Here is a 23533-nt window from a genome sequence, read left to right on the forward strand (position 1 = left end):
ATGCCCGGAGCACCTGGGGCGCCAGGACTGAATCATGCCCCCTTTGTGCCCCACCTCACACGCCGGTCGGCGAGGGCCGGTACGGCTGCGCGTGCAGGGCCCGCACGGCGGCCCGGGCGGCGGCGATCGCCGGGACACCTCGTCTAGAGTCTGGCCATGACCAAGTGGGAATACATGACGGCGCCCCTGCTGGTGCACGCCACCAAGCAGATCCTGGACAACTTCGGCGAGGACGGCTGGGAGCTCGTCCAGGTCGTGCCCGGCCCGAACACCGAGCAGCTGGTGGCCTACTTCAAGCGGGAGAAGAACGCATGAGCAAGGTCGAGTCGAAGCTCGCCGAGCTGGGCCTGACCCTGCCGCCGGTGGCCGCCCCGGTCGCCGCCTACGTGCCGGCCGTCCGGTCCGGTGAGTTCGTGTTCACCTCCGGCCAGCTGCCGGTCGTCGGCGGCAAGCTGGTGAGCACCGGCAAGGTCGGTGCCGAGGTGTCCCCGGAGGAGGCCAAGGAGCTCGCGCAGACCTGCGCGCTGAACGCCCTGGCCGCCGTGAAGTCGGTGATCGGCGACCTGGACCTGATCGAGCAGGTCGTGAAGGTGGTCGGCTTCGTCGCCTCCGCCCCCGACTTCATCGGCCAGCCCGCCGTGATCAACGGTGCCAGCGAGCTGCTCGGCACGGTGCTGGGCGAGGCCGGCGTGCACGCCCGCAGCGCGGTCGGCGTCGCGGTGCTGCCGCTGGACGCCCCGGTCGAGGTCGAGCTCCAGGTGCGCGTCAAGAGCGCCTGAGTCCGAGCGTGATCACGAAGGCGGGGTCGGGCCTGTCCAACCCCGCCTTCGTGCGCTTAGCATCCGGGCATGGACCATCGAGCAACGACGCTCCCGATGCCGCCCGGCTGGCCCGCCCGGATCCGGGCGGTCGACTCCGGCCTGCTCACCCCGGCGGTGGCCAGACCCGCCGCGACGGTCGTGCTGCTGCGCGACGCCGCCGACGGGCCGGAGGCCTACCTGCTGCGCCGTCGCACCTCGATGGCCTTCGCGGCCGGGATGTACGCCTACCCGGGTGGCGGGGTGGACCCGCGGGACGCCGAGGTCGAGACCGGCTGGGCCGGGCCGTCGCCCGAGGAGTGGGCGCAGCGGCTCGGGGTGGACGCCCGGACGGCGCGGGCGGTGGTCTGCGCGGCGGTGCGCGAGACCTTCGAGGAGGCCGGCGTGCTGCTGGCCGGGCCGGACCCGGAGAGCGTCGCCGCACCGCGTGACTGGTCCGCGGAGCGGGCCGCGCTGGAGGCCCACGAGCTGTCCTTCGCCGAGTTCCTGCGGGACCACGGCCTGGTGCTGCGCAGTGACCTGCTGGGCGGCTGGGCCCGCTGGATCACCCCGGAGTTCGAGGAGCGGCGCTACGACACCTGGTTCTTCGTCGCCGCCCTGCCGGCCGGGCAGCGCGCGGCGCTGGAGGTCGGCGAGGCCGACCGGGTCGCCTGGCTGACGCCCGCCGAGGCGGTCCGGGGCCACCGGGAGGGCCGGTTCGGCATGCTGCCGCCGACGGTCACGGTGCTGCGCGAGCTGTCGTCGGTGCGGACCGCCGCCGAGGCGCTGGCCGCGGCCGCCGACCGGGTGCTGGAGCCGGTGCTGGGCCGGGCCGAGGTCCGCGGCGACCGGATGACGGTCCGCTGGCCCGGGTACGACGAACTGACCATCGACGGGGAGTTCCCCGCCGAGGAATCCTGACCTCCTCCGTACGAGGACCCCTCCGTGCGGAGACCCCGTCGTACGAACACCCTCCGTGCGAGGACCCGTCGTACGAACCCCCCTCGTACGAACCCCCCTCGTGCGAACCCGTTGCACGACGACTTCGAGAGATGCCGACCGGAAAGGACCGACGACCGATGGACCACGACGATGTGGCTCGCCGGACGGCCCCCGAGCTGCCCGCCCGCCGAGTGATCCCCCGTTCCGCGGCCTGTGACGGTCCGGTCCCGTTCGTCGAGGTCGCCCAGCGCGCCCTCGTCCGGGTCCTGCCCCTGCGGGCCCTGCACCGCGAACTGGAGGGTGGCCGGTGAGCGGGCGAACCGTCGAGAGGTGGGTGGGCGCATGAGCGGAGTCCTGCCGGGCGACCCCGCCGCGGCGGTGGGCGGGGAGGCCACCGCGCGGGCGCTGTGCGTGCTGGCGCCGAACCCGTCGCCGATGACCCTGGACGGCACCAACACCTGGCTGCTCTCCGAGCCCGGCTCGGACCTCGCGGTGGTGGTCGACCCCGGCCCGCTGCACGAGGGCCACCTGCGCCGGGTGCTCGACCTGGCCGAGGAGCGCGGCAAGCGGATCGCGCTCACCCTGCTGACCCACGGCCACGCCGACCACGCCGAGGGCGCGGCCCGCTTCGCCGAGCTGACCGGCACCGAGGTACGGGCCCTGGACCCGGCGCACCGGCTGGGCTCCGAGGGCCTGGTCGGCGGCCAGCGGCTGGACGTCGGCGGCCTCGACCTGCGGGTGGTCGCCACCCCCGGCCACACCTCGGACTCGCTGACCTTCCACCTGCCGGACGACGGCGCGGTCCTCACCGGGGACACCGTGCTCGGCCGCGGCACCACCATGGTCGCCCACCCGGACGGCCGGCTCGGGGACTACCTGGACTCGCTGCGCCACCTGCACACGATGGCCTCCGCGCACGGCGTGCGGACGGTGCTGCCCGGCCACGGCCCGGTGCTCGCGGACGCGCTGGGCGCGGTCGACTACTACCTGGCGCACCGGGCCACCCGGCTCGCCCAGGTGGAGACCGCGGTCGAGGCGGGCTGCCGGACGGCCGCCGAGGTGGTCGCCCGGGTCTACGCGGACGTGGACCGGGCGCTCTGGCCGGCCGCCGAGCTGTCGGTGCGGGCCCAGCTGGAGTACCTGGAGGATCACGGGCTGATCCCTGACCAGGGCTGATCCTGGGCCGATCCGCCCGGGAACGCCGAAGGGCCCGTCCGGCTGACGGGCCCTTCGCGGTGCTCGGAGCGTCAGCGCGAGCGGCGCGACAGCCGCTCGACGTCCAGCAGGACCACCGCGCGTGCCTCCAGCTTCAGCCAGCCGCGGCCGGCGAAGTCGGCGAGCGCCTTGTTGACCGTCTCGCGGGAGGCGCCGACCAGCTGGGCCAGCTCCTCCTGGGTGAGGTCGTGGGCGACGTGGATGCCCTCCTCGGACTGCACGCCGAAGCGGCGGGAGAGGTCCAGCAGGGCCTTGGCGACGCGGCCGGGCACGTCGGAGAAGACCAGGTCGGACATCACGTCGTTGGTCCGGCGCAGTCGGCGGGCGATGGCCCGCAGCAGCGCGATGGAGACCTCGGGGCGGGCGTGCAGCCAGGGCTGCAGGTCGCCGTGGCCGAGGCCGAGCAGCTTGACCTCGGTCAGCGCGCTGGCGGTGGCGGTGCGCGGGCCCGGGTCGAACAGCGACAGCTCGCCGATCATCTCGCTGGGGCCGAGCACGGCCAGCATGTTCTCGCGGCCGTCCGGCGAGGCGCGGTGCAGCTTGACCTTGCCCTCCGCGACGACGTACAGCCGGTCGCCCGGGTCGCCCTCGTGGAACAGCGACTCACCACGGGCGAGGGTGACCTCGGTCATGGAAGCGCGCAGCTCGCCGGCCTGTTCGTCGTCGAGTGCCGCGAAGAGTGCGGCGCGCCGCAGAACGTCGTCCACGTGCTTCCTCCTTCTCGGCCGTCCGGCGGGTGGGCCGTCCGGCGCAAGTTTCCGTTCAGTGTTCTGCATCACCAAGCATGGCGCATGTCGCTCCGATCATATGAGGAGGGGGTGTGTCCGGGTGTGCCGTGCGGGGCCATTCGCACCGGCGGGTCACGGGGCGGGGCGCCCGGCGGCGGCCGCCCGGCCGAACTTCCGTCCGTCCGGATCGAACAGGGAGTCGCCCACGGCGGTGCGGGCGGAGAGGACGGCGTGCCCGGCCCGGTGGGCGCTGGTCAGGCCCGCCGTACGCAGGGCGGTGAGGTGCTGGGAGACGGCGGCGGGGGACAGCCCCGTCCGGCGGGCCAGCTCGGTGGTCGAGGCCGGGGAGTCCAGCTCGGCCAGCAACTGGGCCCGGGACCGGCCGAGGACGGCGGCCAGCGCGTCGGTGCGCGCGGCCGAGCCCGGGCGCTCCTCCCAGAGCGCGGCCGTGCCGCGCGCCGGGTAGACCAGCTGCGGCGGGTCCGGCGGCAGCACCCGGGTGAGCACCCGCGGCCAGGCGAAGGCCGAGGGGATCAGCAGCAGTCCGGCCGCGGTGTTCAGCCGGTTCACCGCGCAGTGGCGGTGCTCCAGGCGCAGTGCGGTGCCGTCCCAGCGGATCGTCTCGTGCAGGTCGTCCAGCATCCGCGCGCTGCCGTGTTCGGCGGCCTGCCGGGAGCGGTGGAAGACGTCCGCGGCCAGCAGCGCGCTGATCCGGGCCCAGTACGGGGCGAGCGCCAGCTCCCAGTACGCCTCGATCTCGGCGGCCAGCCGGGGCAGCTGGCCGGCCGGGTCGCGGTGCAGCGGTTCCAGGGCGGCGGGCAGCCGGCCGCCGGCCTCGGCGGCCAGGATGTCGAGGTCGGCGCGGACCTGCTCGTCACCGGTCGCGGTGATCGCGGACAGCTCCTCGGCGAGCGTGGTCGAGCAGCCCGCCGGGGCGGGGTTGAGGAAGTCGGGCAGGTGGCCCTCGGGCGGGACCATCGCGGCCAGTCGGCCCCGGTCCAGTCCGGCGGCGGCCAGCCGCTCGCGCACCTGGTCGGCCCAGCGGCGGTGCAGCGCCGGGACGGGGGAGCGGGCCAGCGCGCGCAGGCTGGTCACCACCTCCTGCATCGGGCTGACCGCGAACCGGGTCAGCGCCAAGTCCTGGGTGGAGAAGTGGAGTTCCGTCCGCATGCCGCGGCCCCCTTCGGAAGATTCGGCCCCAGCTTAATCACTGGTGGTCGGCCCGGAGCGGGGCGCAGGATGCCTGCGTTCCCACCGTTCCGTACGAAAGCCGGTGACCCACCATGTCCACCACCCCCGAGGCCCGCGAGCGGGCGCTGCGGCTGCGCGAACTCCTCGCGGAGGGCGTGCTCGTCCTGCCCAACGCCTGGGACGCGGGCAGCGCCGCGGTGATCGCCTCGGCCGGCGCCCGGGCCATCGCCACCACCAGCGGCGGCGTCTCCTGGTCGCTCGGGCACGGCGACGGCCAGCGGATGGACCGGGCGGCGGCGGTCGCGGCGGCCCGCCGGGTCGTCGCCGCGGTGGACCTGCCGGTCACCGTCGACGCCGAGGGCGGCTACGGGCCGCTGCCCGCCGACGTGGCCGAGACCGTCACCGAACTGGTCGGCGCCGGCGCGGCCGGGGTCAACCTGGAGGACTCGACGGCCGTCGGCGGGCCGCTGTTCCCGGTGGCCGAGCAGGCCGAGCGGCTGCGCGCGGCCCGTACGGCGGCCGCGGCGGCCGGACTGCCCGAGCTGCTGGTCAACGCCCGGACCGACGTCTTCCTGTTCGGGCTGGGCGGGCTCGATGACGTGCTGGTCCGGGCCGAGGCCTACGCCGAGGCGGGCGCCGACGGCCTGTTCGTCCCGGGCCTGCTGGACCTCGACCTGCTCGCCGAGCTGTGCCGGCGCTCCCCGCTGCCGGTGAACGCGATGGCCGGGGCGGGCGGGCCGAGCGTCGCCGAACTCGCCGCCACGGGGGTGCGGCGAGTCAGCGTCGGCACCGGCCTCGCCCAGGCCGCGTACACCACGGCCCACCGGGCCGCCGTCGAGCTGCTCGGCGCCGGGACGCTGACGGAGCTCGACGGGGCGCTCGGCTTCGGGGAGCTGAACGGGCTGTACTGACGCGGGGTTCCGGAGGCGTCAGCCGGTGAAGCCCAGCTCGGCCAGGCTCTGCTCGATCCGGGCGTGGTGGGCGGCCTCCCAGTCGTCCAGGGTCTCGGCGGACTCCTTGGCCAGCTTCGCCCGGGCCGCCTCCAGGGCCCTCGCCCGCTCGGCGGCGGGCACCACCACGACGCCCTCCTCGTCGGCCACCACGATGTCGCCGGCGGCCACCAGCACGCCGCCGCAGCGCACCGGTGCGCCGTGGGTGCCCAACTGCTTCTTGGCCCCGGGGATCGGGATGACGCCCCGGGCGACCACCGGGAAGCCCAACTCCCGTACCTCACCGAGGTCGCGGATCAGCCCGTCGGCCACGAAGGCGGCGACGCCCCGGCGCTGCGCCACGGCACAGACGTTGCCGCCGGCCAGCGCGTAGTCCAGGTCGCCGGACTCCACCACGATCACCGAGCCGGGCTCGGCCCGGTAGATCGCCGCGTGCAGCATCAGGTTGTCGCCGGGCGGGCACTGCACGGTGAAGGCCGGTCCGGCCACCCGGGGCATGCCCGCCCAGAGCGGGCGCAGGCCGATGTCCATGACCTGGGCACGGCCCAGGACATCGGCCAGGGTGGTGGTGGGAATGTCCGCGAAGTCCTTGAAGTCCCCGTGCATGCTTCCTCTTTCCTCGATCTTCTCGACGGTCGGCCCGTGGGAAGACTAGGACGCGGAGGTGGACGGGGGTTCAGGGGGCGCGGGCCGGGGCCCGCCGCAGAACTCATCGCTCCGGGGAAACACATTTGCCCGGTCCCACGAGCATATGTTTCACGGGTAAATTACCTGCTAATCTTTTTTCATGGCCACACCCGCCCAGTTCCGGCAGGCCCTCCGGGTCGGCCCGCCCGGGGACATCTGGCACAAGCCCGCGCTCAGCGCCGTGGTGACCCTCGGCCTCCTCAACCTCACCCTGCTCGCCCTCGGCCGACTCGACCTCGCGCTCTACACCTCGGCCGGCGGCCTCGGCGCGCTGTACGGCCACGGCCTGCCCTACCGGGCCCGGGCCCGCACCCTGGCCGGCGTGCTGCTCGGCACCCTGCTCAGCACCGCCGCCGCCCTCACCGCCGCCGCGCTGACCCGCGACGCCGTGGTGCTGGTCGCGGTCGCGGCCGTGCTCGCCGCGCTGCACAAGCTGGGCTGCGACGCCGCCCGGATCGGCCCGCCCGGCAGTCTGATCATCACCTTCACCACCGCCAGCTGCGCGTTCGTCCCGCAGCACCCCACCGACCTCCCGCCGCACCTGGCGCTCACCGCGCTCGGCGCCGCACTGGCCTGGCTGGTCGGCATGGCCCCCGCGCTGCTGCGCCCGTACGGGCCCGAGCGGATCGCCACCGCCCGCGCACTGGAGGCCGCCGCCCGGCTGGCCCGCACCGCGCCCGGCACCCCGGACGCGGCCGCCCGCACCGCACTGGTCGGCGCGGTCGCCGCGGCCCGGCAGAGCCTCGCCCTCTCCTCCCCGGCACGGTGGCGCACCCTCGGCGACGCGCCCGAGCGGCTGCTCGTCCGCGCGGAATCGGCCCTGGCCGCGCCCGCCGGGCGGGCCGACGACTCCGCTGCCGCCGCCGTCGCCGTCGCCGAGCGGTACGAGGCCTGGGCCCGTGACCTGCGCCGGGGCCGCCGGTTGCCGCTGCTCGACCTCACCGAGGCCGAGGCCGCCGAACTCCGCGCCCACCGCCCCGGCTCCCGCCCTGGCCCCCGCCCTGGCTCCCGCCCTGGCTCCCGCCCTGGCCCCCGCCCGCCGCTGCGCCGGGCACTGCGTCGGGCACTGTTTCGGGCGTTGGGGCCGGGCTCGGCGCTGTTGCCGATCGCCCTGCGGGTCGCGGTGGGCTGCGCCGCCGCCGGGTGGCTCTCGCTGGCCCTCGGCGTCGGCCGCCCCTACTGGGCGGTGGTCACCGCGGCCTCGGTGTTCCAGGCCAACAGCACGCTCTCCTGGCAGCGCGCGCTGCAGCGGGTGCTGGGCAACCTGATCGGCCTGGTGCTGTTCACCGCCGCACTGCCCCTCGCCCACTCGGGGCAGCCGGCGATGATCGGGCTGGGGCTGCTCTGCCAGTTCGGCGCCGAGGCGACGATCGCCCGCAGCTACTGGCTGGCCACCGTCTTCGTCACCCCGATGGCCCTGCTGATGACCGAGTTCGCGGGCCTCCAGCCCGCCCGGACCCTGGTCGCCGACCGCTGGCTGGACACCTGCGTGGGCGCGCTCACCGGCCTCGCCGCCTGCCTGCTGGTCACCAACCGCCGCACCGCCACCCGGCTGTCCCGCGCCCTGGCCGGGGCCGAGACCGCCGCCCGGGAGGCCCGGGCGGCGGTCGCCGCCGCTGCGGCCGTCGGCTCCGAAGCCTTGGCGGCCCGGACCGGACTGGCCACCGCCCTGCTGGAACTGCGCGAGGCCGCCGACACCGCCACCGGTGAATGGCGCCGCCCCGCCCTCCCGCACCGCCGCACCGCCGACACCGAGCAGCACGCCCACCACCTGCTGGCGGCCCTCCTGGCGCGACGCGGCACGCCGGACACGTCCGAGGGCCTGCTCCGAACTGCCGCCTGCCGGGCGGGCGGACGGCGCGAGTCCGAAGACACGCCCTAGGATCGACGGACGGTCGGTCGCAGAACGGGAGCAGCGCACGTGGAGGACGTCGTCGCAGGTGTGCTGCGCCAGTGGGAGCGCGCGTACCCGGGACTGGACACCGGCCCGATCGCCGTCCTCGGCCGGATCAACCGCTGCGCCGCGCTGCTCCAGCAGACGCCCGACCCGCTCACCCGGGCCGGCCTCACCCGCGCCGAGTTCGACATCCTCGGCGCCCTGCGCCGGGTCGAGGTCGAGCTGACGCCCACCCAGCTGGCCCGCGAGAGCTTCGCCTCCGGTGCTGCCGTCACCAAGCGCCTGCGGCTGCTGGAGGAGCGCGGGCTGGTCAGCCGCCGCACCGACGACCGGGACCGCAGGGTCGCCCACCTCTCGCTCACCGACGCCGGGCGGGAGCTGGTCGACGGCCTGGTCCAGGAGCTCGTCGCCTACGACCGCGCCCTGCTCTCAGGCCTCACCCCCGACGAGCAGGACCGCCTCGCCGAGGCCCTGGCCGGCCTGCTCAACACCCTTGAGGGCACCATCGGCCGCACACTTCGGTGAACGCCACCCGCCCCGGCAGCCGCTTCTTCCCTCACTTCTTCCCTCACTTCTTCCGTCACATCGTTCGTCACTTCTTCCGTCCTTGATCGGCCCCAAGTGGTCCGCCGGGCGGCGTAGCCTTCGTGCATGGCAGAGAGCAAGGCCCGGAAGACCGCGACCGATCCGGCCGCGACGCAGGCCGTGAAGTCGGCCTTGAAGCCGGACGTGAACCAGGCAGCAGCGAAGCCGCCCGTGAAGCGGGCTGCGAAGGCCGCGAAGGCTGCGAAGCCTGCCGCGAAGCCGGCGGCAGTGAAGCCGAGGAAGCCCGAGTCGCACCTGGCGATGGTGCGGCGGGCCCGGCGGATCAACCGCGAGCTGGCGGAGCTGTACCCGTACGCCCACCCGGAGCTGGACTTCGAGAACCCGTTCCAGCTGCTGGTGGCCACCGTGCTGTCGGCGCAGACCACCGACCTGCGGGTGAACCAGACCACCCCGGCGCTGTTCGCGAAGTACCCGACGCCCGAGGACATGGCGGCGGCGAACCCGGAGGAGCTGGAGGAGATCATCCGCCCGACCGGCTTCTTCCGGAACAAGGCGAAGTCGCTGATCGGCCTCTCGACCGCGCTGCGCGACGAGTTCGGCGGTGAGGTCCCGGGCCGGCTGGCCGATCTGGTGACCCTGCCCGGGGTCGGTCGCAAGACCGCCAACGTGGTGCTCGGCAACGCCTTCGGAGTGCCCGGCATCACCGTGGACACCCACTTCGGGCGGCTGGCCCGCCGGTTCGGCTGGACCACCGAGGAGGACCCGGTGAAGGTCGAGCTGGCCGTCGCCGAGATCTTCCCGAAGTCGGAGTGGACGATGCTGTCGCACCGCGTGGTCTTCCACGGCCGCCGGATCTGCCACTCCCAGAAGCCCGCCTGCGGGGCCTGCCCGATCGCCCCGCTCTGCCCCGCGTACGGGGAGGGCGAGCTGGATCCGGAGAAGGCCCGCAAGCTGCTCAAGTACGAGATGGGCGGTCAGCCCGGCCAGCGGCTCAAGCCGCCGTCGGACTTCCCCGGCGAGGCCGCCGCCCGCGCCGATGCGGCCGCCCACCAGGGGCGGGTCGCGGACCTGGGGGTGGACGCGTGATCGGCGGAGCCATCGAGCGGAGCGGCCTGCCGGGCTGGCTGGAGCCGGTCCGGGACGCGGCCGAGCGGGTGCTGCCGGAGCAGCTGAGCCGCTTCCTGCCGCCGAGCGAGGGCGGTCGGGCGGCGGCGGTGCTGATGCTGTTCGGCGAGGGCCCGGACGGGCCGGACCTGCTGCTGATCGAGCGGGCCCGCTCGCTGCGCTCGCACGCCGGCCAGCCGTCCTTCCCGGGCGGCGCGCTGGACCCGGAGGACGGTGACCCGGACGGCTCCGGCCCGATCGCGGCGGCGCTGCGCGAGGCCTGGGAGGAGACCGGCCTGGACCCGGCCGGGGTGCAGGTCTTCGCCGCGCTGCCTCGGCTGTACATCCCGGTGAGCCGCTTCGTGGTCACCCCGGTGCTGGGCTGGTGGCGCGAGGAGTCGCCGGTGCGGCCGGTGGACCAGGGCGAGACCGGCGCGGTGTTCCGGGTGACGATCACCGACCTCGCCGACCCGGCGAACCGGGTCCGGCTGCGGCACCCGTCCGGGCACGTCGGGCCGGCCTTCGCGGTGGCCGGGCGGCTGGTCTGGGGGTTCACCGCCGGGGTGATCGACCGGGTGCTGCACCACAGCGGGCTGGAGCGGCCGTGGGACCCGTCCCGGGTCGTCGACCTCTCGGACGACGCCCTGGCGCTCGTCCAGGGCGACCTCGAACACTCCCGGGCCCTGCCGGGCGGCGGCGCCGACAGCTCGTGACGGACCGTCGGCGCGGCACGGTCGCGAAGCGTGGGAGGGTGTCGGAGTGAACGTGCTGGATGTGCTGCTGGTCCTCGCCGCCGTCGGATTCGCCATTTCGGGCTACCGGCAGGGCTTCGTGGTGGGCGTCCTGTCGCTCGTCGGCTTCCTCGGCGGCGGCCTGCTGGCCGTCCAGCTGCTGCCGCTGCTGCTCGACCACCTCAGCCCCGGCACCACGGCCTCGGTGGTGGCCGTGGTGGTGGTGATCGTCTGCGCCGCGATCGGCCAGGCGGTCACCGCGCACTACGGCTGGAAGCTGCGCGGCCACATCGACCGCCGTCCGGCCCGGGTGCTGGACGCGTCCGGCGGCGCGGTGGTCAACGTGATCTCGATGCTGCTGGTCGCCTGGCTGATCGGCTCCGCGCTGGCCGGCACGTCCCTGCCGACGGTCTCCAAGCAGGTCCGCTCCTCGGCGATCCTCAGCGGCGTCCAGGAGGCGCTGCCGGGTGACGCGCCGAACTGGTTCTCCGACTTCTCCAAGGTGCTCGCCCGCAACGGCTTCCCGCAGGTCTTCAACCCCTTCGAGCACGAGCCGATCACCCAGGTCGACACCCCGGACCCGGCGCTGGCCAACAGCCCGGCGGTGGCCCGGGCGCGGCAGAGCCTGGTCAAGGTGGTCGGCACCGCGACCTCCTGCGGCAAGACCCTGGAGGGCAGCGGCTTCGTCTTCGCCCCGCACCGGGTGATGACCAACGCCCACGTGGTGGGCGGCGTCGACGAGCCGACCGTGCAGATCGGCGGCGTCGGCCAGCTGTACGACGCCACGGTGGTCCGCTACGACTGGCAGCGGGACATCGCCGTCCTGGACGTGCCCAAGCTCAACGCGCCCCCGCTGACCTTCGCGGGCGAGGCGAGGACCAACGACAGCGCGATCGTCGCGGGCTTCCCCGAGAACGGCGCCTTCAACGTCCAGCCCGCCCGCATCCGCGGCCGGATCCAGGCCAACGGCCCGGACATCTACCACCGCGGCCAGGTGGTGCGGGACGTCTACTCGGTGCGCTCGCTGGTCCGCCAGGGCAACAGCGGCGGCCCGCTGCTCACCCCGGACGGGCAGGTGTACGGCGTGGTGTTCGCCAAGTCCCTGGACAGCGCCGACACCGGATACGTGCTGACCTCGGCCGAGGTGCGCGAGGATGCAACGGCGGGCAGCAGCGCGAGCGGCCGGGTGGACACCCAGGGCTGCGCGCTCTGAAGCCTCGCTCCCAGGGCGCACTCCGAGGGCGAGCGCTGAGGGCGCGCTCCCAGGGCGCGTTCAGAATCGGCGGCGGCCCGCCGGTGCGGGATCCGTCGTACCGTCAGGCCGCCCTGGTAGCCTCGGCCGCGCTCACCCGTTCGGCTCAACCGGGTTGCCGTCCCGGAGTGAGTCAACGGGAGGTCGTGGTAGTCCGATGATGGGTCATTCGCACGCGGTGAGTGGGGCGATGCTGTACGCGGCCTCCGCCCCCTTCCTGCCCCCGCTGCTGCTGCACACCACGCTCCAGCCGGCGGACATACTGATGGGCACGGTGCTGTGCGCGGGCGCGGCACTGCTGCCGGACCTCGACCACCACGACGGTTCGATCGCCAACTTCCTCGGCCCGCTCTCCAAGGCGCTCTGCCGCTTCGTGGCCTGGGCCTCCGGCGGGCACCGGCATGCCACCCACTCGCTGCTGTTCGTCGCGCTGATGGGCGGCGGCACCTGGGCCGGCGTCACCTTCCTGGGGCGCTACTTCACCCTCACGGTGACGTTCTTCCTCCTGGCACTGGCGATCAAGGCGCTGCGGCTCTGCCCGCCGAGCAACGGCCCGGAGGCGTGGATCACCGTCATAGGCCTGGCCGCGCTCGGCACCTTCGGGATGAACACCTGGATGCCCAACGCGCCCGGCTGGCTGCCGTACGCCGTCGGGCTGGGCACGCTGGCGCACCTGTTGGGCGACTGCCTGACCAAGAAGGGCGCGCCGCTGCTGTGGCCGCACAAGGAGCGCTACGAGATCGTGCTGATCAAGCGCAGCGGCAACAACGTCGAGACCAAGGTGCTGGTGCCGGTCATGTCGGTGGCGACCTTCGTGCTGCTCTGGTTCACGGCGCTGTCACCGCAGATCGTGAACTGACCGGCCGCCGTACGACCTCCGTGCGGAACTGACCGGCCGCCCGGACGTCGTACGTCAGGCGGGCGCGGCGCGGGGCCTCAGGTCTCGCGCCGCAGCCGTGCGCCCACCCAGCGGGCGCGCCGGCCGAGGATCCGCGGGATGCCCATCTGCCGCTGCGCCCCGCGCTGGCGGCGGTCGAGGCCCTCGAAGCCGAGGTCCTCCGCCCAGTCGGGGAGGTGTGCGGGGCGCTGGGGACTGTTGTGGCGTCGGCCGCGCGGGGCGTCGTCGCGATCGGGCATCCAGGTCATACCGGAATGGATGCCCCTGGGCCGGAGGGAGTAACCGCCTCTGGTGCGCCGAACCTGGCCCATGCGCATGTCATATGAGCGTAACATCAAGGGAGTTGGGACTTTCGGCCCCTTCCGGGAGTCCTGGGAAGGGCCCTCCCGTCGTCACTCCTTGTGGCGACCGACCCAGTCCAGCAGCTCCGCGGTGAACTCCTCCGGAGCCTCCTCGTGCGGGAAGTGCCCGACCCCCGGCAGCAGCCGCCAGCGGTACGGCGCCGCCACGTACTCGCCGCCGCCCAGCGCGGTGTGCGACAGCAGCACCGGGTCCGCGGCACCCTGGACGTGCAGGGTCGGTGCGGTGATCGGCTTCTTCATCCGACGGGCGAACTGGATGCCGTCCGGCCGGGCCATCGAGCGCAGCAGCCAGCGGTAGGGCTCGATCGAGCAGTGCGCGGTGCTGGGGATCTGGATCGCCTGCCGGTACGCGTGCACCGACGCCCCGTCCAGCTTGTTCGGCCCGGTCCACTCGTCCAGGTAGCGGCCCACCAGCGCCGCGTCGTCGGCGACCAGGCGGCGTTCCGGTATCCACGGCCGCTGGAAGCCCAGGACGTGGTCGAAGGCGGCGATCTGCTTGCGGTCCGTCAGCAGCGCCCGGCGCAGGTCCCGGGGGTGCGCCGCCGAGACCACGGTGAGGCTCTGGATCACCGAGGGGCGCATCACCGCCGCCACCCAGGCCAGGGTGCCGCCGGAGGCGTGCCCCACCAGGTGCGCGCGGCGCTCGCCGAGCGAGCGGATCACCCCGGTGATGTCCAGGGCGAGGTTGCCCGGGTCGTAGCCGCGCGGGGTGCGGTCGCTGCCGCCGATGCCGCGCAGGTCGAGCGCCACGGCGCGGTAGCCGGCCTCGGCCAGCGCGGTCAGCTGGTGGCGCCAGGCCCACCAGTACTCGGGCCAGCCGTGCACCAGCAGCACCAGCGGGCCGGAGCCCAGCTCGGTGATGTGGAAACGGGCACCGTTGGCCGCCAGGTCGCGGTGCGTCCACGGACCGGACTGCCGGATGCTCCACGCCTCGGCAGCGGCGTCGTCGGACCGTCCGGGGGCGGCGGCGCCCCCGCCGGCCTCCGGGCCGGCCCCGGGGCCCGAGGCGGGGCCGGAGACGGCGGACGGCTGCGCGGGAACGGGCTTCTGGTCGAGCGGCATACCGAGAGCGTGTCACATCCGTGCGAAGGACACGTGCCCGGCACTCGCTGCGGGCGGGTCCGGGCACGTACGGGCGGGGTCGGCTACGGGATGCGGCCCAGGCCCCGGTCGATCTCCTCCTGGGTGGCCGGGCGCGGCCGGGCGTTCTTCAGCACCTCGGCGGTCCGCTGGACGCCCTCGATGGTGCGCTCCGGCTTCTGGATCTTCTTGAAGAAGCGCCGCGCCAGCACGAAGAGGATGGCGGCCAGCACCCAGTAGGCGCCCGCCACGATGAGGAAGGACCAGCCGAGCGACAGGCCCAGTGCGTGGATGCCGAAGGCGAACGCGGCACTCAGCATCGGGACGGAGAACAGGAGCACCACGGCGGCGACGGCGACCGAGACACCGCCGGAGACGCCGCGCTTGACGTCCGCCTTGATCTCGGACTTGGCGAGCGCGATCTCGTCGTGGACGAGGGCGCTCAGGTCGGCGGTGGCCGCCGCGAACAGCTGCCCCACCGAACGCTCGCCCTCGTAGGGCGCCCGGCCGTTGCTGGACGGGTCTGCGGCTCCTGTGGGCATCAGCGGTTCTCCTCTGCGGCTGTTGCGGCGTGACGCCGTCGCGGTGCGCGGTTTCCGGGGCCGGTGGGGGGTCCGGAGGCGTCAGTGGTGTGTCGACAGCTCAGAATCATGCCCCTACCGGTCAGTCGGACACCACTCCGGGGCCCCGCCCGAGGGACGTGTCCGGGCCTCGGAAGGCGGCTGCGGGGTGCGGTGCGGGGTCCCTCGGCGGGGTTCGGCGGGGTCCGTTGGCGGGGTTCGGCGGGCCCCTCGGCGGGGCTCAGCGGTCGGTGCCGGGGCCTTCGCCCGGCAGGGGCCGGGGTGCCTCGGCGAGCGTCGCCGGGTCGGCGGTACGGGCCCGCCAGGCCGGGTCGTCCTGCTGGTAGACGTCCGGGATGCCGTCGCCGTCCTCGTCCCGGTCCTCCTCCTCGCACAGGGCGCGGTAGTGCCGGTTGCGCAGCTTGAGCAGCGCGGTGGCGACCACCGCGCAGAGCAGCGAGCCGACCAGGACGGCCGTCTTGGAGCGGTCGGCCAGCGCCAGGTCGTCCGGGAACGCCAGTTCGCTGATCAGCAGCGAGACGGTGAAGCCGATCCCGGCGAGCACCGAGACGGCGAACAGGTCGGCCCACTTGAGCTGGGGGTTCAGCTCGGCCCGGGTGAACCGGGCGGCCAGCCAGGTGCCGCCGAATATGCCCACCGTCTTGCCGACCAGCAGGCCGATCACGATGCCGAGCGGGGCGGCCTGGGTGAACACCTCGCGCAGTGCCGGGCCGGAGATCGTCACCCCGGCCGCGAACAGCGCGAACACCGGGACGGCCAGTCCGGCCGAGAGCGGGCGGACCAGGTGCTCGATGTGCTCGCCGGGGGAGTGCCGCTCGTCGCCCTCGCGGTGGCAGCGCAGCATCAGGCCCATCGCGACGCCGGCGACCGTGGCGTGGATCCCGCTCTCGTGCATCAGCGCCCAGACCACGAGGGCCAGCGGCACGAACAGGTACCAGCCCTTCACCCCGCGCCGGTGCAGGAACCAGAACAGCACCAGGCCGGCGAAGGCCAGGCCGAGTGCCCAGAACTTGATCCCGGAGCTGTAGAAGACCGCGATGATCAGGATCGCGATCAGGTCGTCGACCACGGCCAGGGTCAGCAGGAACGCGCGCAGTGCGGAGGGCAGGTGACTGCCGACCACGGCCAGCACCCCGAGGGCGAAGGCGATGTCGGTGGCGGTCGGGATGGCCCAGCCGCCGGGGTGGCCGCCGCTGCCGGAGTTGACCAGGGCGAACAGGATCGCGGGCAGGGCGACGCCGCAGACGGCGGCGATCACCGGCAGCAGCGCGGCGCTCGGGGTGCGCAGCTCGCCCGCGACGAACTCGCGCTTGAGCTCGATGCCGGCCACGAAGAAGAAGACCGTCAGCAGGCCGTCCTTGGCCCAGTTGGCCAGGGTGAGGTCTAGGTGGAGCGGGGCGGAGGGGCCGATCCGGTGGTCGAGCACGCTCTCGTACGCGTTCGGCCAGACGTTGGCCCAGATCAGTGCGACCACGGCGGCGGCCAGCAGCAGCATGCCGCCGACGGTCTCGGTGCGCAGGGCGTCGGTGACGAAGGTGCGCTCGGGCAGTGACAGCCGGCCGAGGAACTGCCGGCGGCGGGTCGTCGGCTCGTGGGCGGGCGGCTGGTCGGTCACGGGGACCTCCTGGGGCTGGGAGCGGCAAACGGATGCACGGGTGGTGCAGTTGCCGACCAGACTTCCCGGCGCGCCCTGTGACGCCCCGCGGATCCTGTCAAGGGCCTTGATGCGTCCTTAACAGTCTAACGGGACGTTCGGGTGACATCCGGATTGTCCTAGTAAAGGACTTAAGCCCTGCGGGCCGCTTCTGCACTCCCGAGGAGCAATGGACCGGTACCCGAACGGCCCAGGCCGAGTGCAGTCGGGTGAACGGCTCCCTAAGGTCGATCGCAGGCGCCCGCCCGATCCGGGCCGGTGCGCGCCCCCTTCCGTTCCTGCTCTTCCTGCCCTTCCTCCTGTTCATGCTGTTCCCGCTGTTCCTGCTGGAGGCACGACCATGCCCCGTGGCGGCACCACCCTGCCCCAACCGCCCCTCTTATCCGGGGAGCCCGCTGAGGACGTCCCGGAGTTCCGCGCGGAGGCTGCCGAGGACATCCCGGCGGACCTCGAGCGGCTGCTCCGTCCGCTGTTCCGCTCCGCCGGGCCGGACGGCGGCGTCGCCGTCGTGGTGATCCGCGGCGACGAGCGGACGGTCGCCTGCCGGGGGCACTCCGACCGCTCCGGCCGCCACCCGGTCCGCGCCGACACCCGCTTCGAGCTCGGGTCCGTGACCAAGACCTTCACCGGACTGCTGCTCGCCGAGATGGCCGCCCGCGGCGAGGTCCGCTACGACGACCCGATCGACCGTTACCTCCCCGCGAACGCCGTCCCCGGCTACCCGCACGAGCGGCCGATCACCCTGCTCCACCTGGCCACCCACACCTCCGGCCTGCCCCGACTTCCGGTCGGCCTGCTGCCGGCCGCGGCACCCCGGTGGTACACCCGCCCGTACGCCACGTTCGGGCCGACCCACCTGCTCGACGCACTGTCACGGACCCCCGTCCGGGGCACCCCGGGGACCCAGGTGCGGTACTCCAACCTCGGCTCCGGGCTGCTCGGACTGCTGCTGGCCAACGCGGCCGGACAACGCTACGACGACCTGCTGGCCGCCCGGATCTGCGGGCCGCTCGGCCTGGTGGACACCTCCAGCGGCCCCGGCCGGGAGGACGTCAGCGGATACCGGCGCGGCCGGTGGGTGCCGTCCTTCCGGCTGCCCGCCCTGCCGGGCGCCTCGGCCCTGCGCTCCACCGCGGACGACCTGCTCCGCTACCTCCAGGCGCACCTGTCACTGGACGCCGTCCTGCTGCCCGGGCGGGCCGACGCGCCGGCGCTGCGCACGGCGCTCGGCGAGGTCCGGCGGCCGAGGGTGGGGCGGCTCCGGGGCGGTACCCGGCTCTGCCTGGGCTGGAACCAGTGGGGGCCGGGTGGTGGGCCGGGCGGGGTCGGCGCGGATGGTGACGACGGTGCGGCGGTCGGCGCGGTGGGGGTGCCGGTCGAGGGGGCGGGCGCCGAGGGGGAGGGCGCCGAGGAACTGGTCTTCCAGGCCGGGTCGACCCGGGGGTTCAGCGCCTTCGTCGGGTTCAGCCCGCAGGCCCAGGTCGGGCTGGCGGTGCTGGTCGGAGCAGGGACGGGAGTGCGGGCCCTGCGCGGCCGGGGCATCGTCCGGGGCGCGTACGAGACCCTGCGCACCCTGGCCGGTGCCGCAGCGGCGGAGGGGTGAGCCCCGTACGGCATGACGGCATGACGGCGTGACGGCGGCGGGGCCCCGGGCGGTGTTTCACCGCCCGGGGCCCCGCTCCGCAAGGCTTCTGGCTTCTGACGCCTCGATCAGCCGTTGTTGCCGTTGCCGTGCGGCGGCAGCTGGGCCTGGATCTGGCTCATCACCGTGCTGTCCGCGAGGGTGGTGGTGTCACCGACCTCGCGGCCCTCGGCGATGTCGCGCAGCAGACGGCGCATGATCTTGCCGGAACGGGTCTTCGGCAGCTCGCCGACGACCTTGATCTGCTTCGGCTTGGCGATCGGGCCGAGCGTGCGGCCGACGTGGGCGCGCAGCTCCTCGACCAGCTCGGGGCTCTCGGTGGCGCCGCCGCGCAGGATCACGAACGCGACGATGGCCTGGCCGGTGGTGGGGTCGGCGGCGCCCACCACGGCGGACTCCGCCACGGACGGGTGGCCGACCAGGGCCGACTCGACCTCGGTGGTGGAGATGTTGTGGCCCGAGACCAGCATGACGTCGTCCACCCGGCCGAGCAGCCAGATGTCGCCGTCCTCGTCCTTCTTGGCGCCGTCACCGGCGAAGTAGCGGCCCTCGAAGCGCGACCAGTAGGTGTCGATGTAGCGCTGGTCGTCGCCCCAGATGGTGCGGAGCATGGACGGCCACGGCTCGGTGAGCACCAGGTAGCCGCCGGAGCCGTTCGGGACCTCGTTGGCCTCGTCGTCCACCACGGTGGCCGCGATGCCCGGCAGGGCGCGCTGGGCCGAGCCCGGCTTGGTCTCGGTGACGCCCGGCAGCGGGCTGATCATCATGGCGCCGGTCTCGGTCTGCCACCAGGTGTCGACGATGGGGGCCTTGCCGCCGCCGATGTGCTCGCGGTACCAGACCCACGCCTCGGGGTTGATCGGCTCGCCGACGCTGCCCAGCACCCGCAGCGAGGACAGGTCGAACTTCGCGGGGATGTCGTCGCCCCACTTCATGAAGGTGCGGATCGCGGTCGGCGCGGTGTAGAGGATCGTCACGCCGTACTTCTGGACGATCTCCCAGAACCGCCCCTGGTGCGGGGTGTCCGGGGTGCCCTCGTAGATGACCTGGGTGGCGCCGTTGGAGAGCGGGCCGTAGACGATGTACGAGTGGCCGGTGACCCAGCCGATGTCGGCGGTGCACCAGTAGACGTCGGTCTCCGGCTTGAGGTCGAAGACCGCGTGGTGGGTGTAGCTGGCCTGGGTGAGGTAGCCGCCCGAGGTGTGCAGGATGCCCTTGGGCTTACCGGTGGTGCCCGAGGTGTAGAGGATGAACAGCGGGTGCTCGGCGTCGTGCGCCTCGGGGGCGTGCTCGGTGGACTGACGCGCCGTGATCTCGTGCCACCAGACGTCGCGGCCCTCGGTCCAGGCGATCTCCTGCTCGGTGCGGCGGATCACCAGGACGTGCTCGACGCCGTCGACCTTGGTGAGCGCCTCGTCGATGGCCGGCTTGAGCGCGGAGGCCTTGCCTCGGCGGTAGCCGCCGTCGGCGGTGATGACGAGCTTGGCTTGGGCGTCCTGGATGCGGGAGGCGACGGCGTCGGCGGAGAAGCCGCCGAAGACCACCGAGTGGGTGGCGCCGATCCGGGCGCAGGCGAGCATCGCGACGACCGCCTCGGCGATCATCGGGAGGTAGACGGCGACCCGGTCGCCCTTGCGGACGCCGAGCTCCAGCAGCGCGTTGGCGGCCTGCGAGACCTCGTCCTTGAGCTGGGCGTAGGTGATCGAGCGGCTGTCGCCGGGCTCGCCCTCGAAGTGGATGGCGACCCGGTCGCCGAGGCCGTTCTCGACGTGGCGGTCGACGCAGTTGTAGGCCACGTTGAGCTTGCCGTCGGCGAACCACTTGGCGAAGGGCGGGTTGGACCAGTCGAGCGTCTCGGTCGGCTCGACCGCCCAGCTCAGGCGGCGGGCCTGCTCGGCCCAGAAGCCCAGACGGTCCTCGGAGGCCTGGGCGTACGCGGCCGCGGTGACGTTGGCCGCTGCGGCGAGCTCTGCCGGCGGGGCGAAACGCCGCTCCTCCTTGAGCAGGTTGGCCAGGCTCTCGTTGCTCAACGCGCACTCCTCATCGAGTCATGATCTGGGGCGATCCCGTGGGTGGGGATTGTCCCGTGTGTCCCAGCGCACAGCTCACCAGGCGAATGGGCCAGTTGACAAGAGGCTCCCTGCAATTGGTGTAGACCTTTGACCGATCGTCGAACGGTCGATCGCCGATTCGGCCGTACGGTGGGCCGATCGTCGTACGACGATCGCACGACTGTGGTTCCGGTCACGGTGGTGATCATGGTGCCGGTCGCGGCGGCGATGACGGTCGATGACGGGTCATGGTGATGGTCACGGCGACGACCCCGGCCCGACCGCTGCTCGGCCCTGGCCCGACCACTGCCCGACCACGGCGCGACCTCCGCGCGGCCCGCCGCCCGGGGGCGGCAGGCCGCGCGGCGGCCGGAGGGCCCGTGTCCCGGCCCGCCCGGCGGGAGACACGGGCCCGGCTCTCAGGCGGCCAGCTGGGGCCCCTCCTCGCTGCCGGCGGCCGGAATCCGGGCGTCGCTCCTCACCCGTTCGGCAGAATCGCCGTCCGGCCGGGCCTCGACCGGGCTGAACGTCCCGGCAGCGCGGTCCAGGACGTAGGCCTGGGCGGTGGCGAAGTCGAAGTACATCCCGACCAGGCGCAGGGTGCCCTCCTCGACCCGGCGCTCCACCGCGGGGTTCGCCATCAGCTGGTCCAACTGCTGCACCACGTTGGTGATGCAGAGCTGCTCCGCGAGGTCCACCACCGGCCGGTCGGCGAACTCGGCCGGGGCCCGTCGGAGCCGGTCCAGCGAGCCGCGGCCGTTGCGCAGCCATCGGGTCAGCGGGGTGGGTGACCCGGGGCGCTCGTGCACGCCGTCCAGCAGGGCCTTCATCGCGCCGCAGCCGGAGTGGCCGCAGATCGTGATCGAGCGCACCTCCAGCGCCTCGACCGCGTACTGCACCGCGGCGGCCACCGAGTCGTCGGCCGCCCCGGGCTCGAACGGGGCCGGCACCAGGTTGCCGACGTTCCGGACGGTGAAGAGGTCGCCCGGCCCGCTGTTGGTGATCATGCTGGTCACCATCCGGGAGTCCGCGCAGGTCAGGAAGAGCTGGGACGGCGTCTGCCCTTCCCGGGCCAGCCGGGCGAGTTCGGGCCTGACCAGCGGAGCGGTGTGCTGCTGGAACACCCGGACGCCGTCCAGTAGCCGGCCGTGCGGGTCCTCCTGCTGCTCGATGCAGTGGTGGCCGCCCCAGGGCGTCCAGGCCCGGCAGCGGTGCGGGCCCGGTGAACTGCCCGCGCGGACGGTGCCGTCGGGGTCGAGCACCTCGTCGTCCTGGCGCCGCGTCACCAGCGAGACCTGGCCGCCCGCGGCCTGGTGCCCCGTCCGCCAGTCGTGCAGCGTCTCGTAGGCGGCGTGGTCCAGGAAGGAGCCGTCGTGCACCACGGTGACCTCGGCGCCCGCGGGGATCCCGGCCAGCGCCCGGCTCAGCCGGGGGACGGCGGTGAAGGTGAGCGGACCGTGGGTCTGGACGGTGACCGAGCCGTCGGGGCCGGTCGCGACGTCCACATGGGCCCGGGTGAGCCGGTAGAGCGCGAGCAGGACGGCGGTGGCGGCACCGAGGCCGACGCCCCACAGCACGCCGAAGGCCACCACGGCGAGCAGGGTGGTCAGGTAGACCGGGAACTCGCGGTGCCGGTGCACGTTGCGGATGTGCGCGAAGCTCACCATCTGCAGCCCGACCACCAGCACCAGCGCGGCCAGTGCGGCCAGCGGGATCCGGCGCAGCCCACCGGTCAGCGCCAGTGCGGCCACGAGCACCCAGACTCCGTGCATGACCGAGGCCCATCGGCTCTGCCCGCCGGCCCGGACGTTGGCCGTGCTGCGGACGGCGCCGCCGGCGATCGGCAGTCCGCCGACCAGCCCGCTGACCAGGTTGGCGAGGCCCTGCCCGCGCAGCTCGCGGTCGAGGTCGCCGGTGCGCTGGGACATCCGGTCCACCGCCACGGCGGACAGCAGCGACTCCACGCTCGCGACGGCGGTGACGGTCAGGACGGCGGCGAGCACCCCGGCGAGCGAACCGTGCGGCAGCGCGGGCACCAGGGAGTGCGGCTGCCAGGCGGGAAGTTCGATGTGGGCGAGCTGCAGGTCCAGGGCGAGGGCGAGCGCGGTGGCGACGGCCACGGCGGCCAGCGGGCCGGGCACTTTGGTCAGGCGGGCACCGAACTCGCCCGCGCGGCCCGGGAGTCGGTCGAGCCTGGGCCAGCCCAGCAGCACGGCCACGGTCACCGAGCCGGCCAGCAGGGCGGGTGGGTGCGGACCGGCCAACTGCCCCGGCATCGCGAGCAGGTTGGCGAACGCCGAGCTCTGCGGGGAGCCGCCGAGGACGACGTGCAGCTGGGCGATGGCGATGGTCAGCCCGACCCCGGCCAGCATGCCGTGCACGATCGCGGGTGAGACCGCGAGTGCCGTCCGGGCCACCCGGCGTGCACCGAGCAGGAGTTGGAGCAGTCCGGCGGCGAGGGTGATGGCGCAGGTGGCCCGCCAGCCGTACTGGGCGATGAGCCCGGCGGTGATCACGGTCAGTGCGGCTGAGGGGCCGCTGACCATGAGCGGGGTGCCGCCGCACAGCCCGACCACGATGCCGCCCACGGCCGCGGCCGCCAGCCCCGCGGTGAGCGGGGCGCCGGTGGCGAGCGCGATGCCGAGGGAGAACGGCACGGCGATCAGGAAGACCACCACGGAGGCGGAGAGGTCCTGGGCCCACCGGGCCCGGGAGCCGGGGCCGGGTGGCGCGTGGTCGGTGGTGTCGGAGGCGATGGGTGCGCTGGAGATGTCGAGGGTCATGGTCTTCCCGTCTGTCCGGGGGAACGAACGCAGTCAGGTCCGGTGGTGAGTCCGGGGTGGGGCTCCGGGGCGGATCGGCTGTCGTGGGTCGCGACGGTGTGGCGGGATGGCGTGGGCGCGGCGGGGAATGCGGGTGTCACCGGCCGGCGTCGACCATCTGGGCCCGCCAGGGGCCAGGGCGAGGTGCGGGATGTCTCGCCGAGGGCCGTCGGGACGGGCCATCAAGACTCGGTAAACCGAGGGTAATGAAAGCTTTGCACAGCGTCGTTCTCGGAGGGAAGCGGAAAATCGCTGGTTCACTCCATTGGGTGGTGTTCGAACGGACGGGAATCTGCTGGTGGGAGGCTCGGGGCGCTCCTGGGGCGCTCCTGGGGCGGTCCTGGGCGGTCGGCTGGAGTGGGGCCGGAACGGCGAACGGGCCGCGGCCTCCCCCGGGGTGAGG

General features: G+C 73.9%; 22 protein-coding genes. 13 read left to right on the forward strand and 9 right to left on the reverse strand.

Going from position 1 to position 23533, the window contains the following annotated elements:
* The first annotated feature begins 156 nt into the window (after nt 1-156).
* From ACIQWA_RS31335 to ACIQWA_RS31355, 5 genes are all read left to right on the forward strand, one after another.
* Nucleotides 157-315: a DUF4177 domain-containing protein gene (locus tag ACIQWA_RS31335; RefSeq protein WP_360227045.1), complete on the forward strand. Its 159-nt coding sequence runs from the start codon at nt 157-159 to the stop codon at nt 313-315.
* On the forward strand, nt 312-779 hold the full coding sequence (locus tag ACIQWA_RS31340; protein WP_360227042.1) for a RidA family protein: 468 nt from the start codon (nt 312-314) through the stop codon (nt 777-779). Before ACIQWA_RS31335 ends, ACIQWA_RS31340 begins: the two co-directional genes overlap by 4 nt.
* Before the next feature lie 69 nt (nt 780-848).
* A complete protein-coding gene (locus tag ACIQWA_RS31345) occupies nt 849-1718 on the forward strand; it encodes an NUDIX hydrolase (protein WP_360227040.1) in 870 nt (289 codons plus the stop codon).
* Nucleotides 1719-1876: 158 nt separating this feature from the next.
* Nucleotides 1877-2050, forward strand: a complete 174-nt coding sequence (locus ACIQWA_RS31350; protein ID WP_360227037.1) for a hypothetical protein — start codon at nt 1877-1879, stop codon at nt 2048-2050.
* A gap of 31 nt (nt 2051-2081) precedes the next feature.
* The gene (locus tag ACIQWA_RS31355) at nt 2082-2915 is read left to right on the forward strand and encodes an MBL fold metallo-hydrolase (protein WP_360227034.1); all 834 of its coding nucleotides are present in this window, start codon (nt 2082-2084) and stop codon (nt 2913-2915) included.
* Nucleotides 2916-2986: 71 nt separating this feature from the next.
* On the opposite strand, the gene ACIQWA_RS31360 is transcribed toward ACIQWA_RS31355, so the two are convergent.
* Together ACIQWA_RS31360 and ACIQWA_RS31365 are read right to left on the reverse strand one after the other, a co-directional pair.
* Complete coding sequence (locus ACIQWA_RS31360) at nt 2987-3661, reverse strand: Crp/Fnr family transcriptional regulator (RefSeq protein WP_030288117.1); 675 nt, start codon at nt 3659-3661, stop codon at nt 2987-2989.
* A 153-nt stretch (nt 3662-3814) separates the two neighbouring features.
* Nucleotides 3815-4852 carry a DUF5937 family protein gene (locus ACIQWA_RS31365; RefSeq protein WP_402488052.1) on the reverse strand — a complete coding sequence of 346 codons (1038 nt, stop codon included), beginning with the start codon at nt 4850-4852 and terminating at the stop codon, nt 3815-3817.
* Nucleotides 4853-4965: 113 nt separating this feature from the next.
* On the opposite strand from ACIQWA_RS31365, the gene ACIQWA_RS31370 reads away from it, so the two are divergent.
* Entirely contained in the window at nt 4966-5784 is an 819-nt protein-coding gene (locus ACIQWA_RS31370) for an isocitrate lyase/phosphoenolpyruvate mutase family protein (RefSeq protein ID WP_402488054.1), read from the forward strand.
* A gap of 18 nt (nt 5785-5802) precedes the next feature.
* On the opposite strand, the gene ACIQWA_RS31375 is transcribed toward ACIQWA_RS31370, so the two are convergent.
* Nucleotides 5803-6429, reverse strand: a complete 627-nt coding sequence (locus ACIQWA_RS31375) for an RraA family protein (protein WP_402488056.1) — start codon at nt 6427-6429, stop codon at nt 5803-5805.
* Nucleotides 6430-6610: 181 nt separating this feature from the next.
* Between ACIQWA_RS31375 and ACIQWA_RS31380 the strand changes: the two genes are divergently transcribed.
* The 6 genes from ACIQWA_RS31380 (at nt 6611) to ACIQWA_RS31405 (ending at nt 12899) form a co-directional block, all read left to right on the forward strand.
* Entirely contained in the window at nt 6611-8392 is a 1782-nt protein-coding gene (locus ACIQWA_RS31380; protein WP_402488058.1) for an FUSC family protein, read from the forward strand.
* A 39-nt stretch (nt 8393-8431) separates the two neighbouring features.
* On the forward strand, nt 8432-8932 hold the full coding sequence (locus ACIQWA_RS31385) for a MarR family transcriptional regulator (RefSeq protein WP_360227019.1): 501 nt from the start codon (nt 8432-8434) through the stop codon (nt 8930-8932).
* Between the two features lie 126 nt (nt 8933-9058).
* Nucleotides 9059-10039: an endonuclease III gene (gene nth / locus ACIQWA_RS31390; RefSeq protein ID WP_402488060.1), complete on the forward strand. Its 981-nt coding sequence runs from the start codon at nt 9059-9061 to the stop codon at nt 10037-10039.
* The gene (locus ACIQWA_RS31395; protein ID WP_360227013.1) at nt 10036-10770 is read left to right on the forward strand and encodes a CoA pyrophosphatase; all 735 of its coding nucleotides are present in this window, start codon (nt 10036-10038) and stop codon (nt 10768-10770) included. Before nth ends, ACIQWA_RS31395 begins: the two co-directional genes overlap by 4 nt.
* A 46-nt stretch (nt 10771-10816) precedes the next feature.
* Entirely contained in the window at nt 10817-12001 is a 1185-nt protein-coding gene (locus tag ACIQWA_RS31400) for a MarP family serine protease (protein ID WP_360227010.1), read from the forward strand.
* Nucleotides 12002-12197: 196 nt separating this feature from the next.
* Nucleotides 12198-12899, forward strand: a complete 702-nt coding sequence (locus tag ACIQWA_RS31405) for a metal-dependent hydrolase (RefSeq protein WP_402488062.1) — start codon at nt 12198-12200, stop codon at nt 12897-12899.
* A 77-nt stretch (nt 12900-12976) separates the two neighbouring features.
* Here the strand turns inward: ACIQWA_RS31405 and ACIQWA_RS31410 are convergent, their stop codons facing one another.
* The 4 genes from ACIQWA_RS31410 to nhaA form a co-directional block, all read right to left on the reverse strand.
* Entirely contained in the window at nt 12977-13186 is a 210-nt protein-coding gene (locus ACIQWA_RS31410; protein ID WP_360227004.1) for a hypothetical protein, read from the reverse strand.
* A 144-nt stretch (nt 13187-13330) separates the two neighbouring features.
* Entirely contained in the window at nt 13331-14362 is a 1032-nt protein-coding gene (locus ACIQWA_RS31415) for an alpha/beta fold hydrolase (RefSeq protein WP_402488064.1), read from the reverse strand.
* A gap of 83 nt (nt 14363-14445) precedes the next feature.
* Nucleotides 14446-14922 carry a phage holin family protein gene (locus ACIQWA_RS31420; protein ID WP_360226998.1) on the reverse strand — a complete coding sequence of 159 codons (477 nt, stop codon included), beginning with the start codon at nt 14920-14922 and terminating at the stop codon, nt 14446-14448.
* A gap of 259 nt (nt 14923-15181) precedes the next feature.
* Nucleotides 15182-16576, reverse strand: a complete 1395-nt coding sequence (nhaA, locus tag ACIQWA_RS31425; RefSeq protein ID WP_402488066.1) for a Na+/H+ antiporter NhaA — start codon at nt 16574-16576, stop codon at nt 15182-15184.
* A gap of 379 nt (nt 16577-16955) precedes the next feature.
* On the opposite strand from nhaA, the gene ACIQWA_RS31430 reads away from it, so the two are divergent.
* Nucleotides 16956-18218, forward strand: a complete 1263-nt coding sequence (locus ACIQWA_RS31430) for a serine hydrolase domain-containing protein (protein ID WP_402488068.1) — start codon at nt 16956-16958, stop codon at nt 18216-18218.
* Nucleotides 18219-18325: 107 nt separating this feature from the next.
* Here ACIQWA_RS31430 and acs read toward each other — a convergent pair whose 3' ends face one another.
* Nucleotides 18326-20287, reverse strand: coding sequence for an acetate--CoA ligase (gene acs / locus ACIQWA_RS31435; RefSeq protein ID WP_360226992.1), 1962 nt, complete (start codon nt 20285-20287; stop codon nt 18326-18328).
* A gap of 440 nt (nt 20288-20727) precedes the next feature.
* Nucleotides 20728-23091: a SulP family inorganic anion transporter gene (locus ACIQWA_RS31440; RefSeq protein ID WP_402488070.1), complete on the reverse strand. Its 2364-nt coding sequence runs from the start codon at nt 23089-23091 to the stop codon at nt 20728-20730.
* Between the last annotated feature and the right edge of the window lie 442 nt (nt 23092-23533).

Source organism: Kitasatospora sp. NPDC098652 (genome assembly GCF_044760155.1).
In the GTDB taxonomy this organism is placed as follows: domain Bacteria; phylum Actinomycetota; class Actinomycetes; order Streptomycetales; family Streptomycetaceae; genus Kitasatospora.

Excerpts from the sequence above, each read along its gene's own strand:
- ACIQWA_RS31335 (WP_360227045.1), top strand. The coding sequence starts at position 157 with ATGACCAAGTGGGAATACATGACGGCGCCCCTGCTGGTGCACGCCACC.
- ACIQWA_RS31340 (WP_360227042.1), top strand. The coding sequence starts at position 312 with ATGAGCAAGGTCGAGTCGAAGCTCGCCGAGCTGGGCCTGACCCTGCCG.
- ACIQWA_RS31345 (WP_360227040.1), top strand. The coding sequence starts at position 849 with ATGGACCATCGAGCAACGACGCTCCCGATGCCGCCCGGCTGGCCCGCC.
- ACIQWA_RS31350 (WP_360227037.1), top strand. The coding sequence starts at position 1,877 with ATGGACCACGACGATGTGGCTCGCCGGACGGCCCCCGAGCTGCCCGCC.
- ACIQWA_RS31355 (WP_360227034.1), top strand. The coding sequence starts at position 2,082 with ATGAGCGGAGTCCTGCCGGGCGACCCCGCCGCGGCGGTGGGCGGGGAG.
- ACIQWA_RS31365 (WP_402488052.1), bottom strand. The coding sequence starts at position 4,852 with ATGCGGACGGAACTCCACTTCTCCACCCAGGACTTGGCGCTGACCCGG.
- ACIQWA_RS31370 (WP_402488054.1), top strand. The coding sequence starts at position 4,966 with ATGTCCACCACCCCCGAGGCCCGCGAGCGGGCGCTGCGGCTGCGCGAA.
- ACIQWA_RS31375 (WP_402488056.1), bottom strand. The coding sequence starts at position 6,429 with ATGCACGGGGACTTCAAGGACTTCGCGGACATTCCCACCACCACCCTG.
- ACIQWA_RS31380 (WP_402488058.1), top strand. The coding sequence starts at position 6,611 with ATGGCCACACCCGCCCAGTTCCGGCAGGCCCTCCGGGTCGGCCCGCCC.
- nth (WP_402488060.1), top strand. The coding sequence starts at position 9,059 with ATGGCAGAGAGCAAGGCCCGGAAGACCGCGACCGATCCGGCCGCGACG.
- ACIQWA_RS31405 (WP_402488062.1), top strand. The coding sequence starts at position 12,198 with ATGATGGGTCATTCGCACGCGGTGAGTGGGGCGATGCTGTACGCGGCC.
- ACIQWA_RS31410 (WP_360227004.1), bottom strand. The coding sequence starts at position 13,186 with ATGACCTGGATGCCCGATCGCGACGACGCCCCGCGCGGCCGACGCCAC.
- ACIQWA_RS31415 (WP_402488064.1), bottom strand. The coding sequence starts at position 14,362 with ATGCCGCTCGACCAGAAGCCCGTTCCCGCGCAGCCGTCCGCCGTCTCC.
- ACIQWA_RS31420 (WP_360226998.1), bottom strand. The coding sequence starts at position 14,922 with ATGCCCACAGGAGCCGCAGACCCGTCCAGCAACGGCCGGGCGCCCTAC.
- ACIQWA_RS31430 (WP_402488068.1), top strand. The coding sequence starts at position 16,956 with ATGCCCCGTGGCGGCACCACCCTGCCCCAACCGCCCCTCTTATCCGGG.
- ACIQWA_RS31440 (WP_402488070.1), bottom strand. The coding sequence starts at position 23,091 with ATGACCCTCGACATCTCCAGCGCACCCATCGCCTCCGACACCACCGAC.